The organism is Embleya sp. NPDC001921, assembly GCF_053594475.1.
The window spans coordinates 45,134-59,320 of sequence record NZ_JBSFEO010000002.1 but is presented as its reverse complement, the minus strand read 5'-3'; the positions used below and the strand labels follow the sequence as shown (position 1 = coordinate 59,320).

Annotated in this window: 15 protein-coding genes; 4 read left to right on the top strand and 11 right to left on the bottom strand. The window is 72.3% G+C overall.

Going from position 1 to position 14,187, the window contains the following annotated elements; all coding sequences use genetic code 11:
- Nucleotides 1-12: 12 nt before the first annotated feature.
- From ACWCPW_RS01985 to ACWCPW_RS01960, 6 genes are all read right to left on the bottom strand, one after another.
- Nucleotides 13-549, bottom strand: coding sequence for a TetR/AcrR family transcriptional regulator (locus ACWCPW_RS01985; protein ID WP_449759643.1), 537 nt, complete (start codon nucleotides 547-549; stop codon nucleotides 13-15).
- Nucleotides 550-623: 74 nt separating this feature from the next.
- Nucleotides 624-1,877, bottom strand: a complete 1,254-nt coding sequence (locus ACWCPW_RS01980; protein WP_449759642.1) for an MFS transporter — start codon at nucleotides 1,875-1,877, stop codon at nucleotides 624-626.
- A 162-nt stretch (nucleotides 1,878-2,039) separates the two neighbouring features.
- Complete coding sequence (locus ACWCPW_RS01975) at nucleotides 2,040-3,491, bottom strand: M1 family metallopeptidase (protein ID WP_449759641.1); 1,452 nt, start codon at nucleotides 3,489-3,491, stop codon at nucleotides 2,040-2,042.
- Nucleotides 3,492-3,681: 190 nt separating this feature from the next.
- Nucleotides 3,682-4,527 (bottom strand): siderophore-interacting protein, encoded by an 846-nt coding sequence (locus ACWCPW_RS01970; protein ID WP_449759640.1) that lies wholly within the window; start codon nucleotides 4,525-4,527, stop codon nucleotides 3,682-3,684.
- Nucleotides 4,528-4,679: 152 nt separating this feature from the next.
- Nucleotides 4,680-5,456 carry an SGNH/GDSL hydrolase family protein gene (locus tag ACWCPW_RS01965; protein WP_449759639.1) on the bottom strand — a complete coding sequence of 259 codons (777 nt, stop codon included), beginning with the start codon at nucleotides 5,454-5,456 and terminating at the stop codon, nucleotides 4,680-4,682.
- 62 nt (nucleotides 5,457-5,518) lie between these two features.
- Nucleotides 5,519-6,124 (bottom strand): class I SAM-dependent methyltransferase, encoded by a 606-nt coding sequence (locus ACWCPW_RS01960; protein ID WP_449759638.1) that lies wholly within the window; start codon nucleotides 6,122-6,124, stop codon nucleotides 5,519-5,521.
- A gap of 237 nt (nucleotides 6,125-6,361) precedes the next feature.
- Between ACWCPW_RS01960 and ACWCPW_RS01955 the strand changes: the two genes are divergently transcribed.
- The gene (locus tag ACWCPW_RS01955; RefSeq protein WP_449759637.1) at nucleotides 6,362-6,775 is read left to right on the top strand and encodes a response regulator; all 414 of its coding nucleotides are present in this window, start codon (nucleotides 6,362-6,364) and stop codon (nucleotides 6,773-6,775) included.
- A gap of 37 nt (nucleotides 6,776-6,812) precedes the next feature.
- Here the strand turns inward: ACWCPW_RS01955 and ACWCPW_RS01950 are convergent, their stop codons facing one another.
- Nucleotides 6,813-7,811, bottom strand: a complete 999-nt coding sequence (locus ACWCPW_RS01950) for a TetR/AcrR family transcriptional regulator C-terminal domain-containing protein (RefSeq protein WP_449759636.1) — start codon at nucleotides 7,809-7,811, stop codon at nucleotides 6,813-6,815.
- A 320-nt stretch (nucleotides 7,812-8,131) separates the two neighbouring features.
- On the opposite strand from ACWCPW_RS01950, the gene ACWCPW_RS01945 reads away from it, so the two are divergent.
- Nucleotides 8,132-9,676, top strand: coding sequence for an MFS transporter (locus ACWCPW_RS01945; protein ID WP_449759872.1), 1,545 nt, complete (start codon nucleotides 8,132-8,134; stop codon nucleotides 9,674-9,676).
- A 176-nt stretch (nucleotides 9,677-9,852) separates the two neighbouring features.
- Here ACWCPW_RS01945 and ACWCPW_RS01940 read toward each other — a convergent pair whose 3' ends face one another.
- Nucleotides 9,853-10,740: a class I SAM-dependent methyltransferase gene (locus tag ACWCPW_RS01940; RefSeq protein WP_449759635.1), complete on the bottom strand. Its 888-nt coding sequence runs from the start codon at nucleotides 10,738-10,740 to the stop codon at nucleotides 9,853-9,855.
- 229 nt (nucleotides 10,741-10,969) lie between these two features.
- On the opposite strand from ACWCPW_RS01940, the gene ACWCPW_RS01935 reads away from it, so the two are divergent.
- Both ACWCPW_RS01935 and ACWCPW_RS01930 read left to right on the top strand, forming a co-directional pair.
- Entirely contained in the window at nucleotides 10,970-11,398 is a 429-nt protein-coding gene (locus tag ACWCPW_RS01935; protein ID WP_449759634.1) for a DUF4440 domain-containing protein, read from the top strand.
- 128 nt (nucleotides 11,399-11,526) lie between these two features.
- Entirely contained in the window at nucleotides 11,527-11,904 is a 378-nt protein-coding gene (locus ACWCPW_RS01930; RefSeq protein ID WP_449759633.1) for a DUF952 domain-containing protein, read from the top strand.
- Between the two features lie 143 nt (nucleotides 11,905-12,047).
- On the opposite strand, the gene ACWCPW_RS01925 is transcribed toward ACWCPW_RS01930, so the two are convergent.
- The 3 genes from ACWCPW_RS01925 to ACWCPW_RS01915 form a co-directional block, all read right to left on the bottom strand.
- Complete coding sequence (locus ACWCPW_RS01925; RefSeq protein ID WP_449759632.1) at nucleotides 12,048-12,368, bottom strand: winged helix-turn-helix domain-containing protein; 321 nt, start codon at nucleotides 12,366-12,368, stop codon at nucleotides 12,048-12,050.
- Nucleotides 12,355-12,960 carry a hypothetical protein gene (locus tag ACWCPW_RS01920; RefSeq protein WP_449759631.1) on the bottom strand — a complete coding sequence of 202 codons (606 nt, stop codon included), beginning with the start codon at nucleotides 12,958-12,960 and terminating at the stop codon, nucleotides 12,355-12,357. Before ACWCPW_RS01920 ends, ACWCPW_RS01925 begins: the two co-directional genes overlap by 14 nt.
- Before the next feature lie 251 nt (nucleotides 12,961-13,211).
- Nucleotides 13,212-14,018 (bottom strand): arylamine N-acetyltransferase family protein, encoded by an 807-nt coding sequence (locus ACWCPW_RS01915; RefSeq protein ID WP_449759630.1) that lies wholly within the window; start codon nucleotides 14,016-14,018, stop codon nucleotides 13,212-13,214.
- Nucleotides 14,019-14,187: the final 169 nt, after the last annotated feature.

Here is a 14,187-nt window from a genome sequence, read left to right as displayed (position 1 = left end):
ACCGTGCCGCGCCTATCCGGTGTGTTGCGGCGCGGAGGGTGCCGAGGGCGCGGACGGTGTCGGCGGCGCCAGGCACGGCCCGGGCAACAGATCGCGGATCATCGCCTCCCACTCGTCGGCGCTGGGCGGGGCGTCGGTGAGCAGGGCCTGGATGAGCAGCCCGTCCAGCGCGCCGACGAACACCCGGACCCGGACCGGGTCGGTGCTGAAGCGCAGCGCGAAGTCGGTGACCGCGGCCATCCAGTGGTCGGTGGACTCGCGCAGCTCCGGTCGCCGGGCGGCGAGCAGGAACAGCTCGTACTCGGCGACCAGCAGGCCCGGCGACGTGCAGATGTGGTTCAGGTGTTCGGCCAACGCGCGCCGGGTGTCGCCGGGGGCGGCGGCGATCGAGCGCACGTGGATCGCGTCCGCGGTCATGCACGACGTGAGCGCGGCGGTCAGCAGGTCGTCGACGCCGTCGAAGTAGTACGTCGAGGCACTGGTGGGCAGCCCCGCCTCGCGCGAGACGGTGCGGTGGCTGACGCCGGCCGCACCGTCTCGTTCGACCACCCGCAGGGTGGCCTCGATCAGCGCCCGGCGGCGGCGTTCGCCCTTGGCCCGGCGTCCGTCGACGGCTTCCTCGATCAGTGGGATTCACCTTCTCGTACGGGGGTGGCGCCGGTCGGCGAGCCGCCGACCGCGACGGTGGTCCCGCGCGGCGCGGTCCGGCGCAGCACACGGTATCCACCGATGGCCGCCGAGGCGGCGAGCAGGGCCGCGCCGACGGCGACGCCGAAGCCGGCCCGGGTCCCGTGGTGGTCCACGATCAGGCCGGAGAGCGAGGAGCCGGCCGCGACGCCGATGCCGATGCCGGTGGTGGTCCAGGTCATCCCCTCGGTCAACCGCGCGGGCGGGACCAGGCGTTCGACCAGGCTGACGGTCAGGATCATGGTGGGCGAGATCGACATGCCCGCGACGAACACGCCCGCCGCGAGTGCGGGCAGGTTGTCCACCAGCAGCAGCGGCAGGATGGTCACGGCGGTGACGCCGACGCTGATCAGCAACATCCGGGGCAGCGGGGTGGCGAACTTGAACGCGCCGAAGGCGATCCCGGCCAGGCAGGAGCCGGCGGCGTAGGTGGCCAACACGAAGCTCGCCGAGCCGCGTTGGCCGTGTTCCTCGGCGAAGGCGATGGTGACCACGTCCACGGTGCCGAAGATGGCGCCGATCGCGATCAGGGTGACCACGAGCACCTGGAGGCCGCGGATGCGCATCACCGACGTGGTCCTGCCCGCGGTGCGCGGGTGCGGCGGGGGCTCGGTGCCGCGCTGCACGGTGAACAGCAGGACGCCGATGGTGAAGAAGACGATCGCGGCCAGCGGGCCGGCCTCGGGAAAGGCGGAGACGGAGAGCTGGACCGCGATGATCGGTCCGAGGATGAAGCACAGTTCGTCGACCACGGACTCGAAGGAGAACGCGGTGTGCAGGTGTGGCGAGCCGCGGTACAGGACCAGCCAGCGGGAGCGGACCATGGCGCCCATGCTGGGCATGCAGCCGGCGGGTATCGCGCACACGAACAGGGTCCAGGCGGGGGCGTCGTAGCGCGCGCAGAGCAGGAGCACGCCCAGCGCCATGACGCTGACGGCGGTGGCCGGGACGAGTACGCGGCTCTGCCCGTAGCGGTCCACGACGCGCGAGATCTGGGGCGCGATCAGCGCGGTGGACAGTGCGAAGGTGGCGGCCACGGCGCCGGCGAGGCCGTACTCGCCGCGCAGTTCGGAAAGCATGGTGACGATGCCGATGCCGGTCATCGAGATGGGCATGCGGGCGATGAAGCCGGCCGCCGAGAATCCCCTGGCGCCGGGCGCGGTGAAGATTTCTCGGTAGGGGTTACGCACGGGAGTTCCCGTCGATAGGAAAATAAAGTGGGACGTTCGTTCCAGTTTCTATCACGGGGCGTGCGGTCCGCCAAGTCGTTTCGGCGCCGGCATCTGCGGGCCCGACGCGCGGACGCGGCGGTCGGCCCGGGGCCGACCGCCGCGTCATCGGTGCCGCGTGGCTCAGGCCGGGTCGACCGTCCAGTCCGGGTGGCCGGGCATCGGCGGCGTCTTGGCGCCGTACAGCCACGGGTTCAGGAACGGCGCGAGGTCGCGCCGGGCCACCTCGGAGGCGAGCTCGACGTAGTCCGCCGTGCTCGCGGCGCGGCCGCGGAAGCGGCTGGTCCAGGCACGTTCGATCCGGGCGAAGGTGTCCGCGCCGACCTCGATGCGCAGCGCGTACAGGACCAGCGCCGAGCCGTCGTAGCGCATGCGCTTGAACAGGTTGGGTTCGGTGGGCTCGGCAGGCGCGCCGGTGTCCCGGCGCCAGATGTCGTGTTGCCGGTAGGTGTCGCGCATCAGCGCCTCCAGGTTGGCGCCGCCGTTCTCCTCGCTGTAGACGCGTTCGTAGTAGCGGGCGTGGCCCTCGCTCAGCCACAGGTCGGACCAGCGCTCCATGGCCACGCTGTTGCCGGTCCACTGGTGCACGAGTTCGTGCACCATGTTGCGTTCGGCGTTGATCTTGTCGCCGAGCAGGTCGGCCTTGGGGATCAGGGACAACGACTGGGTCTCCAGCGCGACGCCGAGATCGGTGTCCGCCACGAGCAGCCCGTAGCTGTCGAAGGGATAGGGACCCAGCCTGCTCTCCGCCCAGGCCAGGTGACGGGGCGTCAGCGTGCGGTACTGCTCGACCCGCTCGACCAGATCCGGCGGGACCGCGTCGCGCAGCCGGGTGCCGTTGGTGGTCGGGCCGTCGATCAGCGTGTACTTGCCGATGGCGAGTTGGAAGAGTTGGCCCGCCACGGGCTGCCGGCTGTCGTAGGTCCAGCGGGTGCGGCCGGGCGCGGCCCGGCGCTTGTGCGTGAGGGTGCCGTTGGACAGCGCGGTGAGGTCGTCGGCCGCGGTGATGTTGACCGTGGTCCGGGCCCGCAGACTGGGGTGGTCGTTGCTCGGGAAGATCATCTTGGCGCCGTCGGGCTGCGGGTAGATCACCGTGCCGTCGGGTGTGGGAATCCAGCCGAACGTCTCGATCGCGTCGTCGCGGTGCCGTTGCTGGGTGGGGTCGGCGGTGTACTCGACCCGGACCGTGAACGCGCGGCCCTTGCGCAGCGGGCGGGTCGGGGTGATCACCAACTCGTCGCCCTCGCGGGTGGCGGTCGCGGTGGTGCCGTCGACCGTGACCCGGCCGAGCGTGTTGCCCGCGAAGTCGAGGTCGAACCGGGACAGCGCCTGGGTGGCGGTGGCCTTGACGGTGGTGGTCGCCGGGAACGCCGCGCCGGGCGCGCGCCAGTCGAAGTCCAGCGTGTAGTGGTCGACGCGGTAGCCGCCGTTGCCGCTCAGCGGCAGCAGCGGATCGCCGATCCCGGGGGCGCCGGGAGTGGGCCGGGCGTCGCTCGCGTGCGCGCCGGCCGCGCCGGCCGCGGTGAGGGTGAGGGCGGTCGCGATGGCCAGGAGGGCGTGTGATGGACGTCTCATGCGCCCCACCCTGTGCCGGCTTCGTCGCTCGCGGTAGTGCCCGACGCTCGCTTTCACTCGGGTGGCGTGGTCGGTTCGGGGGGTTTGCTCGGATTCTTGGTGATCGCGTGAGGGAAACGGTTCGCCGCGATCGCGCGAGGACCCGGGATCCGGTGATGGATCCCGGGCCCTCGCACGGGTCGGGCGCGGGTCAGGCGCGCTGTTCGGCCTCGCGTTCGGCGGCCTTCTCGGCGGCCTTGTCCGCCTGGAAGCCGTCCTCGTCGCGGCCCTTGCGCCAGTAGCCGGAGAAGGAGATGTCGGTGCGCGCGACGCCGCGCTCGTCGACCAGGTGTCGGCGCAACTCCTTGACCACACCGGCCTCGCCGTGCACGAACGCGTGTACCCGGCCGGTGGGGAAGTCGAGCGCGCGCAGCGCGTCGAGCAGATCGGGACCGGTGTCGCGGGTGATCCAGGTGATGTCGAGATCGAGGTCGGGGTGGGTGGCCGGCACGGTGCCGGTGGGTGCCTCGGCCGACGTGCCCACCTCCAGGAGCGCGATCGCCTTGGCCGCGGCGGGCAGCCGCTCCAGCGAGGCGCTGATCGCGGGGTAGGCGCTCTCGTCGCCGACGAACAGGTGCCAGTCCGCCTCCGGGTCGGGGGCGTAGGCGCCGCCGGGACCGATCAGCCGCAGCGTGTCGCCGACCCGGGCGCGGGCCGCCCACGGGCCGGCCAGGCCCTCGTCGCCGTGGTGCACGAAGTCGATGGTCAGCTCGCCGGTGTTCGGGTTGTTCGCGCGCACCGTGTAGGTGCGGGTGCGCGGCCAGTCCTCGCGCGGGTGTTCGGCGCGGATGGTCTCCATGTCGAACGGCTCGGGGTAGTTCACCCCGGGCTGCGGGAAGAGCACCTTGACGTAGGCGTCGGTGTAGCCGTTGTCGGTGAAGTGTCGGTAACCGTCGCCGCCGGCGACGATCCGGATCAGGTGGGGGCCCACCCGTTCGGCGCTGCGTACCTGGAGTTCGATCAGTTTGCGGGTCTTGCGTGCCGGGCGTTCCGCCATGGAGGTTCTCCTCGCCATGTCACCTGCGCTGTGCGACTTAGGTAAACCTAACCTGATCGCAGCTCGAACTGTTGCCCGGGGGGCACCCGGGTCGCGTCGGATGGGCCCCGGATCATTCCCGGCGGGGCTCGTGTCCGGCGCCGCGGGGTCGCTCATCGCCACGGGGTCAGGTCGGCGCGCTTGGGCGGGCGTCCGTCGCCGGAGGAGCGACCGGTGGCGCGGCGGGCGAGCCAGGGACCCAGGTGGGTCCGGGCCCAGCGCACGTCGGCGCGCCGGCGATCCGTCCAGGCCGGTGGCGCGGCCGCGGGCAACGGCGCGCGCCAGTCGAATCCGGCGGGCAGGCCCATCGCCTGCGCGGTGGCCTCGGCAACGCGCCGGTGTCCCTCGGTGGACAGGTGCAGGCGGTCGTCGGCCCACATCCGCGGATCGTCGAAGACGCGGGCGGTGAACAGATCGACCACGGTGGCGTCGTGCCGGGCGGCCACGGTGTCCACGAAGGCGACCAACTGCTCGATCCGCGGCATCAGTCGGGCCGACGAGCGCAGCCGGCGGGTGGGGTCGGTACTGCGGAAGAGCACCAGGTGCGCGCCGCCGGCGGCGAGCTTGGCGGCGGCCTGTTCGAACACCGCGCACACCGCGCCGACGTCGCAGCGCGGGCGCAGCACGTCGTTGAGACCGCCGGCGAGGGTGATCAGGTCGCCGCCGAGCGCGACGGCGGCGTCCACCTGCTCGTCGGCGATCTGGCGGATCAGCTTCCCGCGTACGGCGAGGTTGGCGTAGCGCAGCGCGGGTGTGTCCAGGGCAAGCCGATCCGCGAGCAGATCGGCCCAGCCGCGGTAGGTGCCGTCGGGGGCGAGGTCGGACATGCCCTCGGTGAACGAGTCACCGACCGCGACGAAGTTCGTGAAGGTGGGATGTGGTGTGTGCATGGCCGGAAAAGCCTAGCCGCCGCGCGCGTGGATCCGCGGGAGGAGGGGCCGGTGCCGACCGCTCAGCGGCGGCGGGCCACGCCGAAGAAGTAGTCGCCCAGGAGCGACTTGCTGCCGAGCACGTCGAGCCCGTGCCGGGGGAGTTCGGCGAGGAAGTCCCGATCGTCGAAGCGGTCCTCGGTGGGGTGGTCGAACAGGAGCGCGAGGGTGGGCCGGGCGAGTGCGCGGGCGGTCATCTCGGAGAAGTAGAAGCGTCCGCCGGGACGCAGCACCCGGCCGACCTCGGCCAGGCACCCGCGCCAGTCGGTGATGTGGTGCACGATGGCGAAGTCGAACACGGCGTCGTAACTCGCGTCCGCCGCGCCGATGGTGCCCCGCAGGTCGGTGGCCGAGCCCTCGACCAGCGCCACCCGGCTGTTGCCGTGCCAGCGCCGGCGGGCCCTGGCCAGGGACGCGTGGTCGAGGTCGATGCCGTCCACCCGGGCGGCGCCGAAGCGGTTCAGGATCAGCTCGATGCCCCTGCCGGTGCCACAGCCGATCTCCAGCGCGTGCGCGCCGGGGTCGAGCCGGCCGCCCAGGCGCAGCAGCAGCGGTGTCTCGTACCAGATCTGTGGCGCCCGCCGGAGGGGACTGGCGACGACGATCTTCTCGACCGTGTTCATCCGCATGGCGCACTCCCCCTGATCGCCGAGCGTGATCGACGCTCCACGATGGGCCATGTCGTGGACGGCGTCAAGGACGAACGCGGCGAGCCGGGTGGGCTCTGCTGCCCGGCGGACCGGAGGCGTTAGCCTTCGGATGTGGGTCGGTGGTGCGAGCGCGCCGAGTTCGCTGGGTGGGTGCCGGTCCGGATCGCGGGTCGGTCGGGACCGTGAGCCGAAGGTGGTGCGATGAGCCGGACCGCGATGACACGAACTTTGACGGTGTTGCTGGTGGAGGACGACCCCGGCGACGCGTTGATGATCGAGGAGGCGTTGCTCGACCGCGACGGCGGACACACGTTGTGCCGGGCCGAGGACGGCATCGAGGCGCTGGAGTGGCTGCGCGCGAGTCCTCGGCCGGACCTGGTGATCCTGGATCTGAACATGCCCCGGATGGACGGTCGCGAGCTGTTGTCGGCGATGAAGGCCGACGAGCGCTGGCGGACCATCCCGGTGGTGGTGCTGACCACCTCGGCCGCGCCCGACGACGTGCGGCACAGCTACGACCTGCACGCCAACGCGTTCGTGACCAAGCCGGTCGAACTCGAGTCGTTCCTGGAGGCGGTGCGCGGGATCGACGAGTTCTTCCTGCGTCTGGTGACCCTGCCGCGCGGGTGAACCGCGGCCGGCGGCCGGCCGTTCGGGCGCGGCGTGCTCACCCGGTCGGGGGGACCAGCAGGGCGATGCCGTCCAGCAGGCGGTCGAGTCCGAAGCCGAACAGCGAGTCCAGATCCAGTTCCACGCCCGGATCGCTCAGTGCGGCGGCGTACATCGGGTAGTGACCGCCGCGCAGGATCAGGTCCATCGCCTCGTCCTGCGCCCGCATCCATTCCTCGCTGGAGATGCCGGTGGCGCGCTCGGCCTCGAACTCGGCCGCGATGTTGACGGCGGTGCCGCGCACGTAGTTCAGCATCGTCACCGCGATGTGCATCACCATCTTCGGCGGCAGCCCCTCGAACTCGGCCATCGCCCACTCCACGTGCGCCATGCCGCGCGGGGTGGGCAGCGGGCGGGTCATCGACATGACGTGGGCCAGCCACGGGTGCCCGCGGTACATCCGCCATTGCAGCCGGCACGAGGTCTCCAGCCGGGCCCGCCAGCCCACCCGTTCGTGGGAGGGCAGGGGCAGTTCGCCGAACACGCTGTCGGCCATCGCCGCGAGCAGGTCCTCCTTGCCGGGCACGTGCCGGTACAACGTCATCGCGGCCACCCCCAGTTCGGCCGCGATCTGCCGCATCGAAACTGCCGCCAGGCCGCGTTCGTCGGCGATGGCCACGGCTGCCGAGACGACCCGTTCGCGGGTGAGTTCGGCCTCGGTGCGCGGGGGGTGCACGGAGGGTACGGCGATGGCGGCGGCGCGCGGGCGATCCGGCCGGTCGGCGCGGGCCGCCCGGTCGGGGTGCTCGGCGACCACGGTGCCGACGCCGCGTACGGCGCGCACCAGTCCGGCCTCGCGCAGTGCGGTCAGGGCCTTGGTGGCGGTGGCCATCGCCACGCCCCATTCGGCGGTGATCGCCCGGGTGGAGGGAACCCGGTCGCCGGGCCGCAACTCGCCGGTCTCGATTCGGCGGCGCAACTCGGCGGCGATCCGGAGGGAAGGGGTGGCGGAGGGTGCGGGACCGGTGGAGGAGGCCGGCGTGGTGGGGCGTGCCATCAGGGGCTCCCGGGGCTTGTCGTTGTACTGGGGCGATCGTTGGTGCACTATAGGGCACGTTTGCTCATCGAGATAGTGCACTGGCTTGAGTGCACTACTTGAAGAAGTCTTTGTTCGCACGAAACTCCGCCTCGTTGCACTGGTCTATCGAGCATGTTTACTCTGTACGCGTCAAAGCGTACGCCGTATAGGCGCATCAGTGGGGGAGAGTTCCAGTGACGACCATCGAGACATCCGATCGGCCCGGGCCCGGACCGCTGGCGGGGCGGCGGGAATGGGTCGGGTTGGCCGTCCTGCTGCTGCCGCTGCTGCTGGTGAGCATGGACGTGTCGGTGCTCTACTTCGCGGTGCCGTTCATCGGCCGTGCCCTGGAGCCCACCGGTACGCAGCAGTTGTGGATCCTGGACATGTACGGCTTCGTGCTCTCCGGCCTGTTGATCGTGATGGGCGCGCTCGGCGACCGGATCGGCCGGCGCCGACTGCTGTTGGTGGGCGCGGCGCTGTTCGGCGGCGCGTCACTGGCCGCGGCGTACGCGCACGACGCGGAGACGCTGATCGCGGCCCGGGCGCTGCTGGGTGTGGGCGGCGCGGCGTTGATGCCGTCCACCCTCGCGTTGATCCGCACCATGTTCGCCGACCCCAAGCAGCGCGGGACCGCGATCGCGCTCTGGACCGCCGTGATGACCGGCGGGATCTCGCTCGGGCCGATCCTGTCCGGTCTGCTCGTCGAACACTTCTGGTGGGGCTCGATCTTCCTGATCAACGTGCCGGCGATGGCGATCCTGCTGTTCCTGGTCCCGGTGTTCGTTCCGCGCCATCGCGGCCTGGCGCGGGGGCCGTTCGACCTGATCGGCGCGGTGTTGTCGCTGGGCACGCTGTTGCCGGTGGTGTACGGCGTCAAGGAGATCGCCCGCTCCGGCGCGGCCACGTTGCCGGTGCTGAGCATCGGCTTCGGGCTGATCGTCGGCGCCCTGTTCGTGCGACGTCAACTCACCGCCGCCCACCCGCTGTTGGATCTGGAACTGCTGCGCGTGCGGGCGTTCGGCGGGTCGGTGGTGGCCAACGTCTTGTCGATGTTCGCGATCGTCGGCTTCGCCATCTTCACCACGCAGTACCTCCAGTCGGTGCTCGGGATGAGTCCGCTGCGGGCCGCGCTGTGGAGCCTGGTGCCGTCGGGAGCGGTGGCCGTGGCCACTCCGGTGGCCACCGTGCTGGCCCGACGGATGGATCGGGTGTGGGTGATGTGCGGCGGGTTCGTGCTGGCCGCCGGCGGCTTCACGGTGCTGGCCGGGGCCCGGTCGGACTCCTCGCTGGGGCTGCTGCTGGGCGGGTCGGCGGTGTACGCGGCGGGCGTGGTCGCGGTGATGACGCAGGTGACCGAGATGGCGATGGGTGTCGCGCCGGCCGAACGCGCGGCCTCCGCCTCCGCGGTGCTGGAGTCGGGGAGCGAACTGGGCGGCGCGCTGGGCATGGCGCTGCTCGGCACGATCGGCGACGCGGTGTACCACCGGGCGATGGCGGATACGGCGCCGAGCGGCCCGGCCCGGGAGACGCTCGGCGGGGCGCAGGCGGTCGCGGCGGACCTGCCGGGGGACTCAGGGCGAGCGCTGGTGGACTCGGCGCGGGACGCGTTCTGCGACGGGATGAACGCGGCGGCGATCGGGGCGGCCGTGGTGATGGTGGTCGCGGCGGCGTATTGCGCGCGCTTCCTGCGGGGCGTGCCGGTGGCGAACGCCGGTACGGGAGACGGGACTTCGGCGCCGACGGCGTCTTCGGTCGCGGAGCGGGACAAGCCGGCGGCCGGGGTCGGGGAGGCAGTCGGGGTCGAGGAGGCGGTGGACGCGCGATGGACCTGCGGGCGGTGAACGGGCGCGCGTGAACGGCCGGTCGTACGGCCGGCGGTGAACGGGGCGGCGGGAGCGAGGACATGGTCGGCTCGGCGCCGGCCGCGTGTTCGTACCCGCCGCCGCATTCCCGCGCCCGCGTCGCGAGTCGGCTGTCGTGTGCCGCCGCGAGGTTCGGCCGCGGTGTCTGTCGCGGGTCATCTCCGGGTGCAGGCGCGGGCGGTGTGCACGGTCGTCGCGGCGAGGTAGAAGGCGTCCGGGCGCCACAGGATGCCGGTGTCGGCGTCGGTGTCCAGCAGCGCGTCCAGGGTGGCGCGGTCCCGCGCGTCGAGTCGGTCGGCCAACAGGGCCCGCCGCTGCGTCAGTTCGGCGTGCAGGTGTTCGCGGGGCGCGGCGTCCAGCGGCGACGGCAGGTCGATCAGGAACGAGTGCGAACCGGTGGGGACCAGGCCCGCCCGGGCCAGCATGGCCGGCCAGTCCTCCACCGCGGCGCGGGTGCCGGGCAGTGTCGCGCGCAGTTCGGCGAACCAGTCCTCGTGCGCGGCGTCCAGGCGGGCCTGGAGACCGGGTCGGCCGATGCCGATGTCGCGGGGCAGGAAGCGCGGGGACAGGCCGCGTTCGACGACCGCGATCACGCCGCCCGGGCGCAGTACGCGGGCCAGCGAGTCCAGGGCGGCCTGTTGGTCGCCGAGGTGGTGTACGACGTCGCCGGCCCAGACCAGGTCGGCGCTGCCCAGGGTGCCCAGGTCGGCGGGCAGGTCGACGCGGTGGGTGCGGACCCGGTGACCCAGCCCCTCGCGCCGGGCCCGTAGGCCGGTGCGTACCCGCAGGGCCGTGCTGGGGGCGCCGGCGACCACCTCGGCGTTGGGGAAGTAGCGGGCCAGCAGGCAGGAGGCGATGCCGGGGTCGCCGCCGAGGTCGAGGATGCGGTCCACCCGGGCCAGCGTGTGGTCGCCGTGCAGCGCGAGGTCGCGCAGACGCGCGGCGGCCTGTTCCAGGAACGGGGCGTGCAGTTCGGCTTCGCGTTCGAGGTATCGAGCGTCCGCGTCCCGATACGGGTCGTCGGGTCCGGGGTGGGTGGTCATCGCTGGTTCTCCCGAGGTCGGGGCGCTCATTGCCGTGGGCGGCCGGGTCGATCGTTTGTGTTGCGGGAGACAACGTCGGCACATGGGCGCGGTAATCCACGCCGGCGGGAACGGTCGGCCACGACGTGGTCGGCGCAGCCGGCGGGTCCGGTACGTTGCCGGGCAGGACGGATACGCCGTTCGGCGCGATGCGCGCGTGGTGCGGCGGGACGACTGCGGGGAGAGCGGGATGTCGGTGTCGGAGTCGGAGCGGACGGTGGACGACGCGGTCGCGTGCCGGGCGGAGATCGTCCGGTTGCATGAGCTGATCGAGGGTCTGCTCACCGGAGCCGACCGGGATGCGGGCGGATTCGCGCTCGCGCACGCCCCGGGTTTCACGCTGGTGGAACCCGGCGGTGGCACGTTGACCCGGCCGGAGGTGCTCGCGATGGTCGACGGCGCGCGGGGCGCGGTGCCGGGGTTGCGGATCACCATCGAGGACGTGCGCGTGGTGGCCTCGGCGGGCGAGTTCGTGGTGGCGGCGTACCGCGAGGTGCAGGTCCGCGCGGACGGTGGCGGCGACACGCGGGTCGCGACGGTGGTGTTCGAGCGCGACGGGTCGGCGGAGCACGGGCTGCGCTGGCGGCATCTGCACGAGACGTGGGTTACGCGCACCTGAGCCGGAGTCGGTGTGCTCGCGTCGGGCCGACGGGGATCGAAGGCACGCCCCGGTGTCGGCGGCCGGCGGCGACTCGGCACCGGCCCGGCCGGCGGCGGCGGATCGAAGACACGCCCTAGGGTCGGGGCATGAGTGACGAGATCGTCTACAAGCTGGTGGGCACCGAGGAATGGGCCGCCGCCCTGCGGCGCGGGGTGTTCGAGGGAGCCGGGGTCGACCTGGTGGACGGGTACGTGCACCTGTCCACGGGCGCGCAGGTGGCCGAGACGGCGCGGCGCCACTTCGCCGGCCGGGACGCGCTGACCCTGGTCGCGGTGGATCCGGCCGTTCTCGGCTCGACGCTGCGCTGGGAGCCCTCGCGGGGTGGGGAGTTGTTCCCGCACGTGTACGGCGCGGTGGAGCCGGCCGCGGTGGTGTGGACCGCGCCGCTGGACCTGCCCGCGGCGCCGGAGGGCGACACGGTCGCCGAGGCGGTCCTGGCGGTGCTGCGGGCGCACGGCGGCTGATCGGCCGGCTGTCGGGCCGGCCGGGAGATCGGGGTTGGGTCATCGCTCGGGGGCGGGCACACGCGGGCGCCGGCCGCCCGGGCGTTCGTCCGGGGTGGGCGGCGCGTGCGGGCGAGCCGGTGTCGGGGCGCGTCGAAGCCGGGTTATTCGGGGAGGGAATGCCCCGAGAGGTTGCGCAGGTTGTCGAGTTGCTCCCAGTGCCGGGCGATGCGCTCGCGGCCCTTCGGGGTCGGTGCGACGTTGGTGTTGGGCTTGCGGTGTACGAACCGCTTCTCGATGGTGATCAGTTCGGCCTCGGCCAGTTTGGTCAGGTGGCTGGAGAGGTTGCCCTTGGTCAGTCCCGTCACGCGCTGGAGGAAGACGAAGTCGGCGGATTCCACGGTGGACAGCACCGTCATGATCGCCAATCGGCCCGGTTCGTGGATCAGCCGATCGACGATCGGCCCGTCGCTAGGCGTCGACATCGCCGTCGCCGAGGTGCGGTGCCCGGTCGGGGGCGAAGGTGCGTTCGAGCGCGGCATGATCGAGGACTCCCGTCACCATGGTTGCCACGCCGACGAGCATAAGACCCACATTGATCCTGGCCGTCGGCCCCACATAGCCCCAGATCGGCAGCAGGGCGACCACCACGAGCGTGCCCCAGACGGCCACGTGGTGTGGCCTCGGCCGCATGGCGACGGCGTAGGACGCGAACATGAATCCCGCGAACACGGCGGTGGTCGCGGTGAGCGGCAGGTCGGCGTTCCAGTCCAGACTCACCGCGCCCGCGACCGCGGCCGCGCCGACGGCGGCGGTGACCGCGGCCCGCGTGCGGTCGCGGCCCGAAGGGGTGATCCGCCCGAAGTTCTCCGTGTAGTAGCGGTTGATCCACAGATAGGCCGCCCCGGCCACGACCATCAGCCCGCCGACCGCCCAGGTGACCCAGGCGTGATCCAGCGGACCCCACCTCGTGTTGGAAAGCCCGGCGGCGAGGAGCAACACGCCGGCCGGAATCGAGAGCAGCCCCCTCAGGTAGGAGTAGTTCGCCGCCGCGGACTCGAGACTCGCACGATCCATCGCGCCCCTCCCAAACTGGTTTGTGGCACAGACTCTACGTCGTGACGAGAGCTGTGCAAACAGGTTTGTGTCACAAACCTCAAGGGCGTCGACCGGCGCGCGCCGAAACTTCGTCGAGCGGATCCGCCCGCACCACCTCGTGGCCGGGTCGCACGACGCGGTCGTCGACTACGTTCGCAACCCGGAGAGGCCGAACCGAGTCGGATCCGAGACCCCGCTCTCCGTGCGCTGAGGAGCGGGGGCGGCCGCGGCTACGGCGTCGCGGAGGGGATCGGCGCGGGGTTCGGGCGGGCCGGGGCGTGGTCGAGGGTGATGCCGAACAGATCGCGGTAGGCGGCCAGGAGGGCGGCGTCGTCGGCGAGGGGCTCCTCGTGGCGTTCGGATCCGGTGGTGCGCACGACGGTGCGGCCGGAGATGGTGATCCGGCCGTCCGGGGTCGGGCGCGAGCACAGCGGGGCGCGGGTGAAGTGCGATGCGGGCGCGGTCTGGTGCCACCAGCAGCCGGTGACGAAGTCGCGGAGCTCGCGCGGGCGAGGTTCCAGGCGGTACTGGAGCTCGCCGTCGTGGAGCACGTCGAGCTCGCCGTGTTCGCCGTTCTCGTGGTCGAGGATGCGGAACACCCCGCCCGGATCCTCTTGATCGGTGCGCACGTCCAGGCGCAGCGGATGGTGGGTGAACCGGCCGAAGCCGACGTCGACGAGCCACGGTTCGGCCAGGTCGACGCGCAGCGCCAGGTGGTCGAACGGGATCCCGACGCGGCCCTCGTGGTCGTACGTGCGCGCGGAGAGCAGGGTCACGCGGTAGCCGAGCGCGCGCAGGAGCGCGGCGAACCCGCCGCCGAGTTCGTAACAGAAGCCGCCGCGCCGCCGGTCCAGGAACTTGGCCAGGATCGCGTCCTCGGTGAGCTCGACGGGCCGACCGAGGTGGATGTCGAGGTTCTCGAACGGCACCGCGAGCAGATGCCGCCACTGGAGGTCGGCCAGCGCCGCCGCGTCGGGACGCGCGGGGCGTGCGGCGTCGAGAAGGGCCAGGTACGCGTCGGCGCGATCGCGGTCCATCGGGTCTCCGTGCTGTGAGTGCGTGCGGCCGATCATGCCGGCCGGCCCCCATCATGCCGACGCCGCTCGGCACGCGTCGCGCGGGGAGAGCCCGACGACGCCGCGGGGCGACCCCGAGAACCCACCCCCTCGAATCCCGGTGCGCCGGGTGCGGTTCGTCGGCCGTCCG